Origin of the sequence: Pseudomonas graminis, from assembly GCF_001705435.1 — a bacterium.
GTDB lineage: Bacteria > Pseudomonadota > Gammaproteobacteria > Pseudomonadales > Pseudomonadaceae > Aquipseudomonas > Aquipseudomonas graminis_B.
Window position 1 is genome coordinate 1 of record NZ_MDEN01000043.1, and the last position, 15,874, is coordinate 15,874.

Annotated in this window: 8 protein-coding genes and 5 pseudogenes; 10 read left to right on the forward strand and 3 right to left on the reverse strand. The window is 55.5% G+C overall.

Features of this window, described 5'->3' with window-relative positions:
• Window positions 1–447: 447 nt before the first annotated feature.
• The 5 genes and pseudogenes from BBI10_RS28435 to BBI10_RS00735 form a co-directional block, all read left to right on the forward strand.
• A pseudogene (locus BBI10_RS28435) lies at window positions 448–1,278 on the forward strand (PAS domain-containing protein); the annotation flags it as partial.
• Window positions 1,279–1,311: 33 nt separating this feature from the next.
• Window positions 1,312–2,094, forward strand: a pseudogene (locus BBI10_RS28440) (sensor histidine kinase); the annotation flags it as partial.
• A 54-nt stretch (window positions 2,095–2,148) separates the two neighbouring features.
• A pseudogene (locus tag BBI10_RS28445) lies at window positions 2,149–2,496 on the forward strand (response regulator); the annotation flags it as partial.
• Between the two features lie 381 nt (window positions 2,497–2,877).
• Window positions 2,878–4,227 (forward strand): Na+/H+ antiporter NhaA, encoded by a 1,350-nt coding sequence (nhaA, locus tag BBI10_RS00730; RefSeq protein ID WP_065986112.1) that lies wholly within the window; start codon window positions 2,878–2,880, stop codon window positions 4,225–4,227.
• Window positions 4,228–4,277: 50 nt separating this feature from the next.
• Complete coding sequence (locus tag BBI10_RS00735; protein WP_065986113.1) at window positions 4,278–5,546, forward strand: DUF2254 domain-containing protein; 1,269 nt, start codon at window positions 4,278–4,280, stop codon at window positions 5,544–5,546.
• A 28-nt stretch (window positions 5,547–5,574) separates the two neighbouring features.
• Here BBI10_RS00735 and BBI10_RS00740 read toward each other — a convergent pair whose 3' ends face one another.
• Window positions 5,575–6,813, reverse strand: coding sequence for a cation:proton antiporter (locus tag BBI10_RS00740; RefSeq protein ID WP_065986114.1), 1,239 nt, complete (start codon window positions 6,811–6,813; stop codon window positions 5,575–5,577).
• A gap of 343 nt (window positions 6,814–7,156) precedes the next feature.
• Between BBI10_RS00740 and BBI10_RS00745 the strand changes: the two genes are divergently transcribed.
• From BBI10_RS00745 to BBI10_RS27015, 5 genes and pseudogenes are all read left to right on the forward strand, one after another.
• Window positions 7,157–8,776, forward strand: a complete 1,620-nt coding sequence (locus tag BBI10_RS00745; protein ID WP_065986115.1) for a methyl-accepting chemotaxis protein — start codon at window positions 7,157–7,159, stop codon at window positions 8,774–8,776.
• A gap of 217 nt (window positions 8,777–8,993) precedes the next feature.
• Window positions 8,994–9,305 carry a hypothetical protein gene (locus BBI10_RS00750; protein ID WP_141695077.1) on the forward strand — a complete coding sequence of 104 codons (312 nt, stop codon included), beginning with the start codon at window positions 8,994–8,996 and terminating at the stop codon, window positions 9,303–9,305.
• 347 nt (window positions 9,306–9,652) lie between these two features.
• Window positions 9,653–10,429: pseudogene (locus BBI10_RS28450) on the forward strand (PAS domain-containing protein); the annotation flags it as partial.
• 108 nt (window positions 10,430–10,537) lie between these two features.
• Window positions 10,538–10,969 (forward strand): annotated as a pseudogene (locus BBI10_RS28455) (methyl-accepting chemotaxis protein); the annotation flags it as partial.
• Window positions 10,970–11,038: 69 nt separating this feature from the next.
• On the forward strand, window positions 11,039–11,263 hold the full coding sequence (locus tag BBI10_RS27015; protein ID WP_122396755.1) for a hypothetical protein: 225 nt from the start codon (window positions 11,039–11,041) through the stop codon (window positions 11,261–11,263).
• 229 nt (window positions 11,264–11,492) lie between these two features.
• Here the strand turns inward: BBI10_RS27015 and BBI10_RS00760 are convergent, their stop codons facing one another.
• Entirely contained in the window at window positions 11,493–13,061 is a 1,569-nt protein-coding gene (locus tag BBI10_RS00760; RefSeq protein WP_065986118.1) for a sensor domain-containing diguanylate cyclase, read from the reverse strand.
• Between the two features lie 206 nt (window positions 13,062–13,267).
• Window positions 13,268–15,469: a TonB-dependent receptor gene (locus tag BBI10_RS00765; RefSeq protein ID WP_065986119.1), complete on the reverse strand. Its 2,202-nt coding sequence runs from the start codon at window positions 15,467–15,469 to the stop codon at window positions 13,268–13,270.
• Between the last annotated feature and the right edge of the window lie 405 nt (window positions 15,470–15,874).

Sequence of the window (15,874 nt, forward strand, 5' to 3'; positions counted from 1 at the left end):
GAGCCCGACGGGAAGGTGTTCAATCAGATCCTGGCTGTAACGGGCGTTCCAAGGACCTTGTGTAATCCGGCGATCAGCATTAAGCGCCATGGTGTACCTGTGCGGTGAGAAGCATGCAGCCGGATGGCCGACCTGCATTATCCCAATCTCCAGCAGGATTCAGGAAGCAGTATTTGCAGCCATGAGACTGTCTGCTGTTGCTCGTGCCTGAGACGGTTACCCAGACCGTAATCTCGGCCTAGCGTCGCAATTGTGCTGGTCTGGTCGACGACTGCTTGGGCATCAGTCCTGCTGAGCAGCCACTGAAGGTACCACTGCGCTTCATCTAGAATGCGCACCCGACACCTATGCGGTCAGTTGGTGACGAACTAATCGATCGGATGCCGCAACCAGGCGCGGATAAGCCGTACAATCTGATGGGTATGGATCTCAGCTAGCGTGGTAGGTATGACAGTAGACAGAGCAAACACGCCGGGTGGCGAGCCTGGTGAACAACCTCGTATCGGGGCTGAGCTGAGCAGACCAAGCGGAGATCCTTTTTCAGCTGCTGTCCGTGCTACACGCACGCCCATGCTGATCACCGATCCCCGCCAAGATGACAACCCTATCGTTTTTGCGAACGCCGCTTTTTATCAGTTGACCGGATACGCTGCCGAGGACGTTGTTGGCCTTAACTGTCGTTTTCTGCAGGGCCCAGCAACGAATCAGGATCACATAGCAAGGGTTCGAGAGTCCATAAGACGGCGCGAGCCTATTGAGATCAAGCTTCAAAACTACCGCAAAGACGGCAAGAGCTTCTGGAACCATTTGCACGTGCACCCCGTGTTCGGCGGAGAGGGGGAATTAGTGTATTTTTTCGCTTCGCTCTCAATTCTTTGCTCTGAGCAGGAGCGATTGCGCTATTTCGGCGATGAGCTCACCACCAATGAACGCGCCCTTGACGCCCTCATCCGGTCATCTACCGAGGTCCGTTACCACGTCAGCGCGGACTGGAGTGAATTGCACCAGCTTAACGGCGGCGATTTCATTTCGGATACTCAAGGCAACGACCGCCAGTGGCTTGATAGGTACATACCTGCTCAGGACCGCGAGGCTGTTCGAGCCGAGATTGCGCGGGCGACGAGAACCAAATCAACGTATTTGATAGAGCACCGCGTCAACCGGGTCGATGGCTCCGTCGGCTGGGCCCTCTCTCGCGCGATTCCCATGCTCGACGAGTCGGGTGAAATCAAGGAATGGTTTGGTGCGGCTTCCGATATTACCGAGCGCAAGAATGCTGAAGAGGCACTGCGTCAAGCCCACGAAAGCCTCGAGGAGCGGGTGACTCAGGCCTTGGCCGAACGCCGCCAGATTGAAGAGCGACTGCGCCAGTCTCAAAAGCTGGAAGCGATCGGTCAGCTCACCGGCGGCGTTGCGCACGACTTCAACAACCTGTTGACGGTCATTCGTTCCTCCACGGACTTTCTCAAGCGGCCCAACCTCTCGGAGGAACGACGCGGTCGCTACGTAGATGCCATTTCAGAAACGGTGGACAGAGCGACAAGGTTAACCGGGCAACTCCTTGCCTTTGCCCGCAGGCAAGCACTTAAGCCTGAGGTCTTTTCCGCCTGCGATGCGGTGCGATCTATCTCTGACATGATGAATACGCTCACTGGCAGCCATATTTCGATCAACTTCGTTCTGCCGGACACGCCCTGTTTTGTGAAAGCCGATCCGATCCAGTTTGATACCGCCATCGTTAACATCGCGGCCAACGCGCGGGACGCGATGGGTCAGAGCGGCGAGCTCAATGTTTCCGTAAGCACCGTTGAAGTCCTTCCTGTCATCCGTAGCCATGCAGCGGTTTCAGCACCCTACGTGGCTGTCTCGCTGACCGATACGGGGTGCGGTATTCCGGCTGACAGACATGAGCGTATCTTCGAGCCTTTCTTCACAACCAAGGAAACGGGCAAGGGCACAGGTCTGGGGTTGTCGCAGGTATTTGGCTTCGCGAAACAGTCGGGAGGTGAAATTGCCGTAAAAAGCACTCCGGGCAAAGGCACCACATTTACTCTGTACCTGCCACGAGTTGAGTCAGTCGAACGCTCTGAGCAGGTGGAGAGCTCCCTGAGTCAGTTCGATGGGCAAGGTTTGAGAGTGTTGGTTGTAGAGGACAATTCAAGCCTGGGACTGTTCGCGATTGAAATGCTGACAGACCTCGGTTATGAACCTGTCCTGGCCTCTGATGCGCAAGCCGCGCTAGATAGTCTCGCTGAAAATGCCGAGGACTTCGACGTTGTGTTTACCGACGTTGTGATGCCGGGCATGAGCGGCATTGAGCTAGCGCAACGGGTTCGCCGCTTGTACCCAGATCTTCCGGTCGTGCTGACATCAGGCTATAGCCACGTGCTAGCGCAAAACGGTACCTACGGATTCGAACTGCTGCACAAACCGTACTCTGTGGAGCAGGTTTCCCAGGTCCTACAGAAGGCCGCAATCCAGGCACACTCTCGATAGGCGCCAGAGCTCGCCTGGGCAAGCATGATCCTCAGCCCGGAGTTGCGGTGCAGTGTCTATAGAGTGTGCAGCTCTGGTTCGGACGGTCAGGTGTGCCGCATTCCGCTGGGTAGATCGCGAACGTGTTATTTACCTCTGTCGGCAGCTCCTCCGTTCGCAACCCCAAGGTGCACACATGGCGAATGCTGGCCGCGCCGGATACTCAATGCGGCTTCTGCCGATGCCATTGTCTCAATTTCCTGCAGGAATCAGGTAGCAAGAATCCTCTAAACTTTGCGATAGCCATTAGCCCGTGCGTACAATTCACTTGGGTGCGTAAAGCAATGTGCTGATCCGCAGGTTAAATTCCAATATCGGTCGGGCCGCCGGTGAGGAATCCCCGTGCCTGCGCCCAATACGCCCGCATCGACTGTTATCCCCCGGCCGCAAATACTCACCAGCCGAGCATTGGCTGCGGTCGAGCGATTCAGCCATATCGAAGCCCTCAGTGGCGTCGTTCTCGTACTCGCCGCTATCGCTGCACTGCTCTGGGCCAACAGCTCGCCCAGCCTTTCCTATGAAACCTTCTGGCACACCCCAGTCGCCATCACCATCGGATCCTTTAGCGTGGGTCAGTCGCTGCACTTCTTGGTCAATGACGGCTTAATGACCATCTTCTTTCTCGTTGTCGGAATGGAGATTCGTCAAGAGATCCAAGACGGCGCTCTGTCGAACGCAAAGCTGGCAACGCTCCCGTTAGGTGCGGCACTGGGTGGTGTGCTAGTCCCTGCAGGAATCTACCTTGCTTACAACATGGGTACGGCGTCTGCACACGGCTGGGCAGTCCCGACCGCAACCGATATCGCGTTCGCCGTGGGAGTTCTTGCTCTGCTGGGCAAATCAATTCCAGCCAATTTGCGAGTCTTTCTGCTGGCTCTTGCAATCATCGACGACATTGCTGCAATCCTCATCATCGCGCTGTTCTACACCGCAAGCCTGCATCTTGTGGGGCTGGCGATCGCAGGCACAGGTCTCGCGCTTGTCTTTGTGATGCAAAGGATGGGAATCGGCTCGGCCTGGCTCTACTTGCTGCCGGGCTCGATTGTCTGGGGAGGCCTTCTAAAGCTCGGTGTACATCCCACACTGGCCGGCGTGATCCTTGGGCTTGTAACACCTGTATGGTCGGCACCGTCTCGGGAGCGGCCACTCGAAATCATGTCTCAGGCATTCCGGGATCTCACGCACCGGGTAGACCAGGGCGAGAAGAAGGTCTCAGCACCACTCAAGCAAATCCGGCTTGCCGAGCGTGAAGTGATGCCCCCTGTGCAACGAGTTCAGGAGGCTCTCCATCCGTGGGTCGCTTTCGTGATCATGCCGCTTTTCACACTGGCGAATGCTGGGGTCAATGTCCATGGTGCTCAGCTAAGCGATGCAGCTGTGGTTCCGGTCGTCTATGGCGTCGTAATGGCGTTGGTATTTGGTAAGCCCATCGGCGTGGTGCTCGCTACTTGCCTCTTGGTTCGCACGGGGCTTTGCAAACTGCCTGAACAGGTGACTTGGCGCGGGGTGATACTGGTAGGCCTGCTCGCCGGCATTGGCTTCACGATGTCGATTTTCATCGCGGGCCTTGCCTATGACGACGACCGTTTATTGGCAGCAGCGAAGCTGAGCGTGCTATGCGCTTCCTCTGCGTCTGCAGTGGTGGGTTTGCTGTGGGGCTTGTTCAACTTCAGAAAGCCGGCCACTCGTTAGTTGGTACAGATATCATCCAACTCACCCTCACGTAACAGCGGAGTTTCGCAATGGTTGCTCGGTGGCAATGGCTGTTGATTCGCACGACCAGACGTCTGTGGTTCAGAGCGGGACTGTTTTCCCTACTGGGCGTTGTGACGGCGTTGCTGGCTGTCGTTCTCAAAGACCACATTCCTATAGACCTGCCTGGCAAGATAGGCGCCGATGCCGTCGACAAGATTCTGGGCATCATCGCGTCCAGCATGCTGGCCGTCACGACGTTTTCTCTAAGTACCATGGCCACGGCCTATGGAGCAGCCAGCACGGGCACCACCCCGCGCGCCACAACACTGGTCATGGAGGACTCGACCACTCAGAACGCGCTGTCGACCTTCATTGGCTCCTTTCTGTTTAGCCTGGTCGGCATCATCGCTCTAAGCACAGGTGCGTATGGTGCTCAGGGCCGGGTCATCTTGTTCGCGGTCACACTCGCAGTGGTAGTACTGATCGTCTACACCTTGCTGCGATGGATCGACCATCTGTCCAGGCTTGGCCGGGTAGGTGAGACGATCGACCGAGTCGAGGCCGCCACCATCAGTGCGCTCACTGAACGCTGCCAACTGCCTTTCCTGGGCGGTTGCGCCTACCCGGAGCGACTTGTGCAGGTGCTGGGAGTGCTATCGATCAACAGTCGGGAAGTGGGCTACGTGCAGCACATCGACGTTCCTGCGCTGGACGCCTTCGCACAGAAACATGCTGCGTTGATTTATCTTGAGATACTGCCTGGCAGTTTTGTAAACGAAGGCGAACTGCTGGCACGGGTAATGAGATCGAACACCGAGCCGCTGGATGAACCTCAGGTGAGACAAATCCTATCCGCGATCACCCTTGGCGTTAGTAGAACGTACGAGCACGACCCCCGCTTCGGTTTGTCCGTATTGTCGGAGATCGCATCGAGGGCGCTTTCGCCCGCCGTAAATGACCCAGGCACAGCAATCGATGTAATAGGCAGGGGAATTCGCGCGTTCAATGCACAGGCGAGGTCTGGGACGCTTGAAAAGCCTGAAGCACAGTGCAGTTGCGTGCATGTGCGTGGGCTCTCCGTGGAAGACATGTTTGACGACTTCTTTTCGCCGATTGCGCGTGACGGCGCAGCACTTATCGAGGTCAACATCCGTCTTGTCAAAGCGCTTGCAAGCCTTGCGCATTGCTGCCCGGCTTTGTACGCCGACTTGAGCGCCCGTCACATCGGCGTCGTCCTCGAACGGGCGGAGGCGGCAATGACGCTTGACGGTGACAAGGCGCGGTTGAGAGCGTGCATTGCCGCCTCGCTCCCGTGAAGCCGCCGTCAGCGCTGGCGATCCGTGCTCATTTCCTGCAAGGGATAACGCGCTTCACCAGCGTTCCGATGCTCATGCCCTGAACCAAAATGGAGAACACGACGACCATGTAGGTCAGCGACACCACCACGTCTCGCGCATGTCCCGGCGGAAGAGACAGTGCCAGTGCTACTGATATCCCTCCCCGTAATCCGCCCCAGGTCATCACGCTCCAGGCGCCGGCAGGCAGCTTAAAGCGTCTGCCCAGCACTGCGACGGGAGCGCCAACTGTCAGCAACCTGGCCAGCAATGTCAGCACGATAACGGCCAGTCCTGTGACAGCAAGCGTACCTGAGAAGTGAATCAGCACTACCTCCAGGCCAATGAGCACAAATAGAACCGCGTTAAGGATCTCGTCAATCAACTCCCAGAACATATCAAGGTTCTTCTCGGTTTCTTCCGACATGGCATGGGAGCGGCCTTGATTGCCAATGATGAGGCCCATTACCACCATCGCCAGCGGGCCCGAGACGTGCAGATGACTCGCTAAAGCGTAGCCGCCAAGTACTGCGGCCAGGGTGATAAGTACTTCTTCCTGATAGCTGTCGATGCTTTTGAGCATTCGATAGGTGATGTAGCCCAACAGCGCGCCAACCAATGCGCCGCCGCCTGCCTCCTCGACCAACAGTTGTGAAGCACCAAGCACTGAGGGCGGGTCACCACTGACAATCATCGCCAGAATGAGGGAAAACAGCACGACGCTGACTCCATCGTTGAACAGCGATTCGCCCGATATCACCAGCTCGACGCTTGCGGGTGCACCTGCTGACTTCAAAATGCCCATTACCGCGATTGGGTCCGTTGGAGAGATGAGCGCACCGAATACCAGGCAGTACGAAAGGGGCAGAGCCAGGTCAGTAAGCGAGAGCAGCGCCCAAAGCGCAAAACCAATGAACAGCGTCGAAACCGTCGTTCCAATGACCGCCAGTGATGCAACTTGCCATCGGTAGGCACGTAGCTGCGACAAGTCTACGTGTAGTGCGCCAGCGAACAGCAGCAGCGATAACATGCCTTGCATCAACAGCTCTGAAAAGTCGATGGACTCCACCAGTGAGGTTTCGAATGTATGCAACGCTTCAAAACCCAGTCCACTGAGCGCCATGTTGACGAGCGAAAGCGCCAGCGCAATGCTCATTACGCCAATGGCGGGCGGCAAACCCACATACCGTCTGTTGAGAAACGCTAGCACCGCGGTGATGCTGAGAAATACTGCGACGGTGTCCAACATCGGTCTACAACCTCCATGGATTAAGGGGGTGAGGGCGTTGCGTTGAAGTGCAACCCACCTGCTGTGGGCTCGGATTTGACATCGTATCTGTTAAAAACGCGAAATTTCAGTCGATGATCTGCTGACAATTACGAGGCGGTGCTGCACGTTGTTTTTCGGTTTGATCCTACCTCCTGAGCACGTTCACAAAGACAGCACCAGGACGCTAGTGGGGGTGGATGTCACAAGGGAGCCGTCGCTGGGGACGTGGTATCAACGAGCCGACGGGCAGCCATTATCCTTCAGGATTTCTAGCCGATAGCTTCAAGACCGGGCCTCTGGCCATCTTGCAGTGAGAAGTCCAATGCGGCTCAGAAATATAAACCTTGCTCCACGCGCCACCCTGTTTTTTTCGGCCATCATTATGCTGGTCGTGGTATTGGGCGTCATCGCCATACTGCAGATGGACAAGCTTCGCGATACGGAAAAGGATGTCGAACTCAACTGGATGCCCAGTATCCGGCAAACCGCGCTGATGAACTCGACCATTCTTCGCATACGCCTCGAGACGCAGCGGGCACTCGCGGATCCCCAAACCATTCAACAAACAGTCGACAAATTTCCCGGCTACCGCAAAGCCTCGAAAGATGCGGTATACAACTATGAGCCGCTCATTGCGAGTGATCGTGAGCGGCAATTGTTCTTGGCTGTAAAAAAGTCCTATGACGACTACGCCGGTCAGCTAGACCTACTGGAGCCTTTGCTGAAATCAGGCGATACAAGCGCCATTGTTAAGCTCGACGCTACCAGTATCCGTCCTCTGATAAATCAGATGGAGGGTCAGATCGAGGAGCTGACTCAATTTAACAACGAAGGCGCCACCCTTGCCGGCGCTCAAGCGACGCAAGTTTATGACTCAGGCTTTTACCTCGTCGTCGGCTTGATTATCTTCGTCGCGCTCCTGACCCTTTGTTTGGCAACTCTACTGACTAAAACGATCACGTCGCCCCTAGGAAACGCTCTCGTTGTCGCTGAACGCATTGCCTCTAGCGACCTGACAAAAGAGGTTGAAGTCAGCGGAACGGATGAAGCAGGTAGGCTTTTGAGTGCATTGGCCAAAATGCAGCAGAACCTTCGAAGCACGATCATGCAGATCGGGGACTCCTCATCCCAGTTGGCTGCGGCATCGGAACAAATGACTGCGGTGACTGAGCAATCTAGTCTTGGCCTGGTGTCGCAGAACGATGAAGTGAATCAGGCCGCAACTGCCGTCACCGAGATGAGCGCTGCGGTAGACGAAGTGGCACGCAATGCCGAATCGGCTTCTGAAGAGTCCAGACGAGGCCAGGGCTACACGGAGGTTGGCCTGGAGCGCGTATCGCAGACCCTAAAGGCCATAGAGAAGTTGTCGAGCAATGTGCAGGACACCAGCGAGCAAATCACTGGCTTGTCCAATCGTGCACAGAATATTTCAACAGTGGTTGAAGTGATCAGAGCCATTGCGGAGCAGACCAATCTTCTTGCGCTCAATGCAGCGATCGAGGCCGCTCGGGCGGGCGAACAAGGCCGAGGCTTCGCAGTCGTCGCCGATGAAGTTCGAGCCCTCGCTCACCGCACGCAAGTGTCGACGCAAGAAATCGAACAGATGATCCAGGCTATTCAAAACGATTCCGACCAGGCCGTAAAAGCGATGGCCACCAGCAGAGAATTGGCTGCTGAATCCCTGAGTGTCGCTGGCGATGCCAGCAGTTCTTTTGACCAGATCGCCACCGCCATTACGAGCATCAACGAGCGCAACATCCTGATCGCCACCGCTTCGGAAGAACAGGCGCATGTCGCCCGGGAAGTTGATCGCAACCTGGTCAGCATTCGAGAGCTTGCCTCCCAAAGCTCGGCAGGCGCCAGCCAGACCGCAAGTGCGTGTAACGAAATGTCGAAGCTTGCGGTTAACCTGAATCAGCTGGTCAATCGTTTCAAGGTCTAAGGCATTCATACCTGATGGCGAGTTCGTCCGATATCTCTGGATGTCGGACGCTCAAACGGAGTGCAGTCTAAGCGCGAAGATACATGGCGGATCGAGTTTTTAGGCGTCAAACTGCGCTGAACTGGAGGCTGATCGTCCAGCAGTTCCAGTTGGCAAAATGCGAGCAGTGATGAACTATTACGCCTAAAAATAGAGTTTCAAATCAGGAGAAGGCCTCGTGAGCTATCGCCTGCTCAACTCAAGTCTTGATCCGCATCGTATGATTAGCATGTCGGGGGTACCACGCGATCTGCAGCAGTGCCTACGTACATGTATTGAGCGAATTAGCAGCGCGGAGAGCATTATGGAGCTGTGCCATGCCCATGGCCGCGCTTTAGGGTTCAGCACGGGTCTGGGCGTGGCTGAAGCAATCTCCGGTGCGCAGTTCAATGCGCTGGGTGTAGCCTTTGAAAGGGCTTTTGAAGACCGTCTTGTATCTTTAAAGGAGCAGCTGCCGCCGGTGAGAAACTCAAACCTGTTAGATCCATAACGTCTGATGCTTGCGAGTCATCCGCCAGGCGCAATTTCGCTGAGCAGAATGCCGTCGGACTTTTTTAGGTTTTCTTTGCTGCGCCGCCTAACCTCCAAATCAAGCGTGCTACCCCTAGGCGGACTGGACCACAGCCTAAGATGTAATAAAGCCCGGGCAGCTATCTGTAAGACATGCACTCGAAGCGCACACCCATCCGTACACCCATCCCGTTGCAATGTCTGGTCGCAACAACCTCAGCTTTTCAGACTTGTTACTGATGTGGCTATGCGCACTGCTTCGGTGGGTAATCCTCAAGGTTTCCCTCGACCCGTCGATAGTATTTTATGTCAATGCGGGTCACTGTCATGTTCAACAACCGGTTAAAAAACAGAATCCAGCAATTGGAAACACGGCTGGGGGCTCTTGAGCAGGTCAAGGCGACTCTGGATCTCGAAACCGTGGCGGTCACCCTGGATGCGGCAGGTGTCATCCTGGAGGTGAATGCTCTGTTTGAAACAGAGCTGGGATTCACCCGGGCGGAATTGTCAGGCCGCGCCCTGCGTGAGTTCAGTCCCTCTGAACTGAGCGGTGACGTACATCAGCGTCGGGCTCTTGATGCAGTGGCCCAGGGCAAGCATTACAGCGGCACATTGCGTCTGTGCAGCCGTGAAGGTCGGCACGTCTGGCTACGGGCAATGGTTATACCTTTCGCGGGTGAGAGCGGACGTGTAGAACGAATCGTTGTGTATTCCAGCGTGCTGACAAGGACAATCGAGGCCTCCAGAGAGAACGAAGCGCTGGTGGGGGCACTGATGCGGTCCACTGCCGTTATCGAATTTTCGCTGGACGGAATAGTCCTGACAGCCAATCATAATTTTCTGAATGCTATGGGCTATACGCTTCCCCAAATCCAGGGCCAGCATCACCGGATCTTTTGCCTGCCGTCTGACGCTCAGTCACAAGACTATGAACAGTTCTGGCACACCCTGCGAAAGGGATCGTACGTTGCTGGAAGGTTTTGCCGCTCGGATAAACACGGCAAGGAAGTGTGGCTGGAAGCTTCATACAATCCAATAGTGGATGCCAATGGCAAGCTGTACAAGATTGCCAAGTTGGCCACCGTTATCACCGACCAGGTCACCCGAGAGCGCGCTGTTTCCGAAGCAGCTGGCATGGCGCACGGCACCTCAGTTCGAACCAACGCCAGTGCACAGCAAGGTCGCGAGGTCATTCAGAACACCGTCACCACTCTCAATACGCTTTCGGCCTTGATGGAAGATGCTGCCCATGGCATTGAAGCGCTGGATGCCCAGAGCCAGGAAATCGGTACCATCGTGAAAACCATCGGCAGCATCGCAGACCAGACTAATTTGTTGGCTTTGAACGCAGCAATCGAAGCGGCACGTGCCGGGGAGCAGGGCCGGGGTTTTGCTGTGGTCGCTGACGAGGTCAGAAATCTGGCCATGCGAACCACTAAAGCAACTGCAGAGATCGTCGAGGTGGTAAAAAAGAACCAGGTACTGGCCTCGACTGCGGTGAGCATTATTGGAAAAAGCAGGCAGCAGGCCGGGGAAGCGCTTGATTTGGCCAGTGAGGCAGACGAGGTGATCAAGGACATTCAGCAAGGTGCCAACAGTGTTGTGACTGCTGTAGAGCAGTTCTCAGGTCAAGCCGGGTATTGATGGATTTGTAGTCTTCCGTGTTCAGCAGCTTTGCTGCTACAAGGTAATGCGTGATATTCAGGGGATCCCATGCTCGATGCTCTCAAGCAATCCATTCGTAATCTGCATACAGCCCATTGGGCCAAGCTGGAAGATGACTGTAATGGGTTATTCATTCGGATCGAGCAGGCACGAAGAGAGGGGCTTGTGACTGGAGAGCAGGCCATGCAGCTGATCTATGATGTTCGCAACGAGCGTTCACGCTGCTTTCGCAGCGTGAACCGCTGTTTTGTGCGGCGCTCCGCTGCCGAGTGAACAACTGCTACAGAACAAGCATCGCTGTCATGGTAACTGATACTGGGATAAATATTTTTTGGGTACCGCTAAGAAATGGCTTAACAGCGTGTGGTATGCCCACTGGCTTAGGGCATGAAAAGAGCATCTACGAATCCGGTGACAGTCCAATCTTGTCACTGCACTGGCGTACAGTCAGCATTACTCAGCGATTGAACGGGCACTTTCTTAAGCGTGTCATGATGCTGGCTTACCGAGGAAAATTAACAACGGCCGTTGGGTGTGGATTGCTTACACAGGTTATCAATCGACCTTCAACGCTGTTACGGCCTTTATTTTTAGCGCAATAGAGAAGTCGATCTGCCTCTTCCAGGGCCGCTCGATAGCCTTCCTTCAAGGGTGAACTGATCGCCACCACGCCTGAGCTGATCGTTACAATTCCCAACGGGCTACCTGAGTGATCTATGAGTGAATTGGCGATGGACAACCTGACATTGGCTGCGACGTTTAAAGCCCCAGCGAGATTAGTTTCAGGCAGCAGGATCACAAACTCCTCGCCACCATAGCGGGCCACAAGATCGCCCGGCCGATTGACGCAGGTGCCGATGATTTCCGCAACTTGCCTCAGGCAGTCGTCACCCCCCAGATGGCCGTAAAGATCGTTGTATTGCTTGAACCAGTCGATATCTAGCAAGATAACGGCTATGGTTGATCTGTTCCGGCTTGCCCGTCCCCATTCTTGCTGCAAGGTAGCATCGAAACATCGCCTGTTAGCCATATGTGTCAAACTATCGGTCCGGGCGATGATCTCAAGTTCGGTTCTAGCGATGTTCAGCTCAGTTTCCGCAGTGATTAACTGCTGGATCTGCCGGTACAGCAGGGCGCCCAACAAGACCAAGGCCAAAGTGATTATACCGATGAGCGCCATGGACCTATACGCGTATGCCCACCAAGGTGCGAAGATATGTTGGCTGGATACACCAGCAGCGGCAACGATGGGCAATCCAGATACCCGCCGGTAGGCATAAATCCTTTCTACGCCATCCACCACTGACTTAATCACCGCGTTGCCATGATCGCTCTTTGGCAGATAGAGGGTAAATATATCGCCCTTTGCCACATTGGTGGTCATCAACGCTGTCAACGTAGGCCGCCGAGCTAATAGATCACCGTTGTTGAGCGCAAGGAAAATAACGCCCTGGTCGTCTACATCCATGCGCTGGAAGAACGTTTGGAAATATGCGACAGGCACGGTTGCCAGAGCAACACCTGCGAACGATCCGTCAGCAGCATTGATACGCCTGCTGACCGGTATGACCATGTCGCCCGTAGTGCGGCTCTTTACAATGGAGTCAACGTGAATGGATTCATCGGTGTGGTCGCGGTGATAAACGAAGTATGCGCGGTCGACGTTGTTCAGCGTCTGCGCGCCACTTGAAAAGGAGTTTGCAACCCAATTACCTTGAGCATCGTAAATAAATAGCCCTTGGATCCCCTCTACGTTTACCACGTCTTGAGCCATCAGTTTCGCCAACCGTGATAGCTGATCCTTCGCTACACCATCGTGCTCCACGCGTTCGACAAGATGTCGCAGTGTATTATCAGCTTGGCGAATGGTGTCCTGAGCTTGTTGTTCAGCGGCTCGAACGATATTCGAAACTGCAACTTTAGCGTTAGCAATGCGTTCGTGCCTAGACTGATTTATCTGCCACGCTGTAGCCAGGATCAGCGATATACACACTAATGCAATGAAGCCGATCAGCGCTCTGGTAAGCGCTGAGGGAGAGAGCCTTGTTGATACAAGGTAGAAAGACTTCATAGATTCGTCATCAGATTGGCTGTAAGACAACGACGCATGCAGTTTCCGTACCCTAAATGCTGTCGGTTTTGCGCAGAACGTCTACCGCTGATCTGGCCACGCGAGAGACGTAGGACGGCCATTGCGTCATTACCGCAAGGCGCGCCGGCCTGCAGGGCACATTGCACCAGATCGATTAAAAGGGGGCTTGGCGCAAACCATTCGACTTAGAAATCGATGGTGCCCGAGACTTTGACCAGACGCGGGTCGCCCTGGCTGAGATAGCCACCGTTGGCTGAAGCCCAGTAGTTCTTGTCGGTGATGTTCTCCACATTGACGCGCAACGTCAGGTCCCTTTGATCGACTTTAAGTTTGTAGCGCGCCCCGGCATCGAACCGATTCCAGGTTGGAAGGCTCAGGTTATTGGCCTGATCCGCATACTGGCCTCCAGTACGCAGCATACGGGCGCTGAGGGCAGCTCCCTCCAGGCCAGGAACGTCCCAGTCGACGCTCGCATTTAGCTGGAAGGTGGGCACCCCGATCGCATGATTGCCATCAGTGAGCCCGCCCGCGGTGTTCTTCAGCTCCGAGGTCATGCGCGTGCCGCCTGCCATAAAGCGAAGGCCTTCGATGGGCTCACCAAACACGCTCAGCTCAACCCCTTTGTTCACCTGCTCGCCGTCGCGAATGTAGAGGCGCTGGGTAGCATCGACGTAGCCATCGGTGGGCTTCTCGATTCGGAACACGCCGAGATTTGCGCCGAACGATTGCATGTCCAGCTTGATACCCGCTTCCAGTTGCTTGGTGCGGCCAGGCGGGAAAGCTTCCCCAAGGTTGGTGACGTTGGTACCGGATGCGACCGGCCCTTTGGCCAGGCCTTCAATGCGGTTTGCATACAGGGAAACGGTATCAGTCGGTTTATAGACGATGCCGTACACCGGAGTGGTGATGGATTCGTCGTAAAGCGAAGTACGGCTGCCGTCGTTGGCCGGATTAGCCACGCCGTTGGAGGTGGTGCCGTCGTACGAGTAGTTCTCCACGCGCAGCTGCTGACGGCGTACGCCATATGTCAGCAGCAAACTATCGTCGAACAAGCCAACGGTGTCGGAAACGGCCAGGCTTCGGTTGCGGGTTTTGCCGGTGACACCCGGATCGCCCATATCGCCGCCGGTGAGGGAGACCGCCGTTGGCTTGGGCAGGTCAGGTGTGGTGTAGATATTGGTATTCCCGGTGACCGAGCGGTAGAAGGTGTAGGCGTTCTCTTGCTGGGTCCAGAGGGTGGAGGCGCCAATCGCGATCTGATGACTCACCGGCCCGGTTTGAACATGACCGTTAAGCCCCGCTGCAAAGCTGGTGTTGTCCTCATTGTGCGGGATCTCAGAGCCGCCGACAGTTGCAACTCCGTTATTACCTACGAGGGTTGGCGTGCCGTATACGCCAGTTTCACGCGTATGCTTGGCGCCCCCGGCAAGGTAGGCAGTCCAGCTTTCATTCAGGTCCCAGTCGCCACGCATCATGCCGAACGTGTCTTCGGTTTCGGCATTAGTCCAGTCCTGGCCGTAGTTGTGGCTGGCGTCAGGGGCGGTCGGGATTTTGGTCGCATTACCCAATTGCACGGTGTTGCGTAAACCGTTGATGCGCTGTTTTTGGTAGCCAAAGTCGGTAGAGACGCGAAAGTTGTCACCCCGATAATCGAGTCCAGCGACGAACAACTTGGTGCGCTGGTTTTCGTCATCAATCGCAGTGTCGCCTTCGCGTTGGCTGAGGTTGACTCGCGCTCCGAATCGATTGCCCTCGCCGAAGCGTTGGCCAAGGTCCAGGTGCTCACCAACGCGGCCGTCAGAACTGATGTCTTGGGTGTAACGTCGAGTCGGCACGTCTTCCGCACGCTTGGGCTGCAAATTCACGCTGCCACCCAAGCCCGTACCGGTGGGGCTCACGCCGTTGATAAAAGCGTTGGGGCCTTTGAATACTTCCACCCGCTCAATCGCGTCCGTGGAAAGAATTTGCCGAGGAAGGACTCCGTACAAGCCGCCGTAGGAGATATCGTCGCCTGCCAGCGGCAAACCGCGGATCACAAATATCTGCGACTGGTTACCGAAGCCGTAAGACTGGCGCACCGACGGGTCGTTAAGGAGTACGTCTCCCACATCTTCAGCCTGCTGATCCTCGATAAGCTGGGAGGTATAGCTGGTCATGGTGAAAGGCACGTTCATGTTGTCCTGATTACCCAGAACACCCATCTGCCCGCCACGAGCGACCTGACCACCCGCATAGACCTCAGGCAGCGTGTTGGAATTGGCCTTGACGGCATCCGCGTTGATGTCAGTAGCACCGAGCTCCACCGCAGAGTCGGCAGCATTGGCGATGAAGCTCGCAGAGCAGCAAAGCGCAAGCAGGGTGGGGCGAAACGGATGCGAAAGGAACATTACGGGCTACCCAGCAAGGTGATCAGAACGGGTTGAAGCCTCCCTGGCAATGCGAACTATTCTCATGTGAGAATGATATCAGAAAGCTTAAGGAGATAGTCAGTTGAAATCACAAATTTTTCACATCGCATATTCTGCCAATGCCCTTGAGGAGCAGACCTAGACCTGCTCGCCACACGCGCTGCTTCTGAGGGTGATACTCAAGGTTTCCCTCGTCCCGTCGATAGCATTTCATGACAATGCGAGTGTCTGGGATGTCCATCTGCCGGTTACAAACCAGAATCCAGCAAGGGGGAAAAGCCGCTTAGGACTCCTGAGCAAGTCGAGAGTGAATCTGGATCTAAACCCCATGGCGGTCACTTGGACGCAGCAGCGCTGCTCAATGTGTGGAACGCTCGGTCGGGC

Bases quoted from the DNA above. Each gene is read 5' to 3' on its own strand.
- BBI10_RS00745 (WP_065986115.1), top strand. From the start codon at position 7,157: ATGCGGCTCAGAAATATAAACCTTGCTCCACGCGCCACCCTGTTTTTT.
- BBI10_RS27015 (WP_122396755.1), top strand. From the start codon at position 11,039: ATGCTCGATGCTCTCAAGCAATCCATTCGTAATCTGCATACAGCCCAT.
- BBI10_RS00765 (WP_065986119.1), bottom strand. From the start codon at position 15,469: ATGTTCCTTTCGCATCCGTTTCGCCCCACCCTGCTTGCGCTTTGCTGC.
- BBI10_RS00740 (WP_065986114.1), bottom strand. From the start codon at position 6,813: ATGTTGGACACCGTCGCAGTATTTCTCAGCATCACCGCGGTGCTAGCG.
- BBI10_RS00760 (WP_065986118.1), bottom strand. From the start codon at position 13,061: ATGAAGTCTTTCTACCTTGTATCAACAAGGCTCTCTCCCTCAGCGCTT.
- BBI10_RS00735 (WP_065986113.1), top strand. From the start codon at position 4,278: ATGGTTGCTCGGTGGCAATGGCTGTTGATTCGCACGACCAGACGTCTG.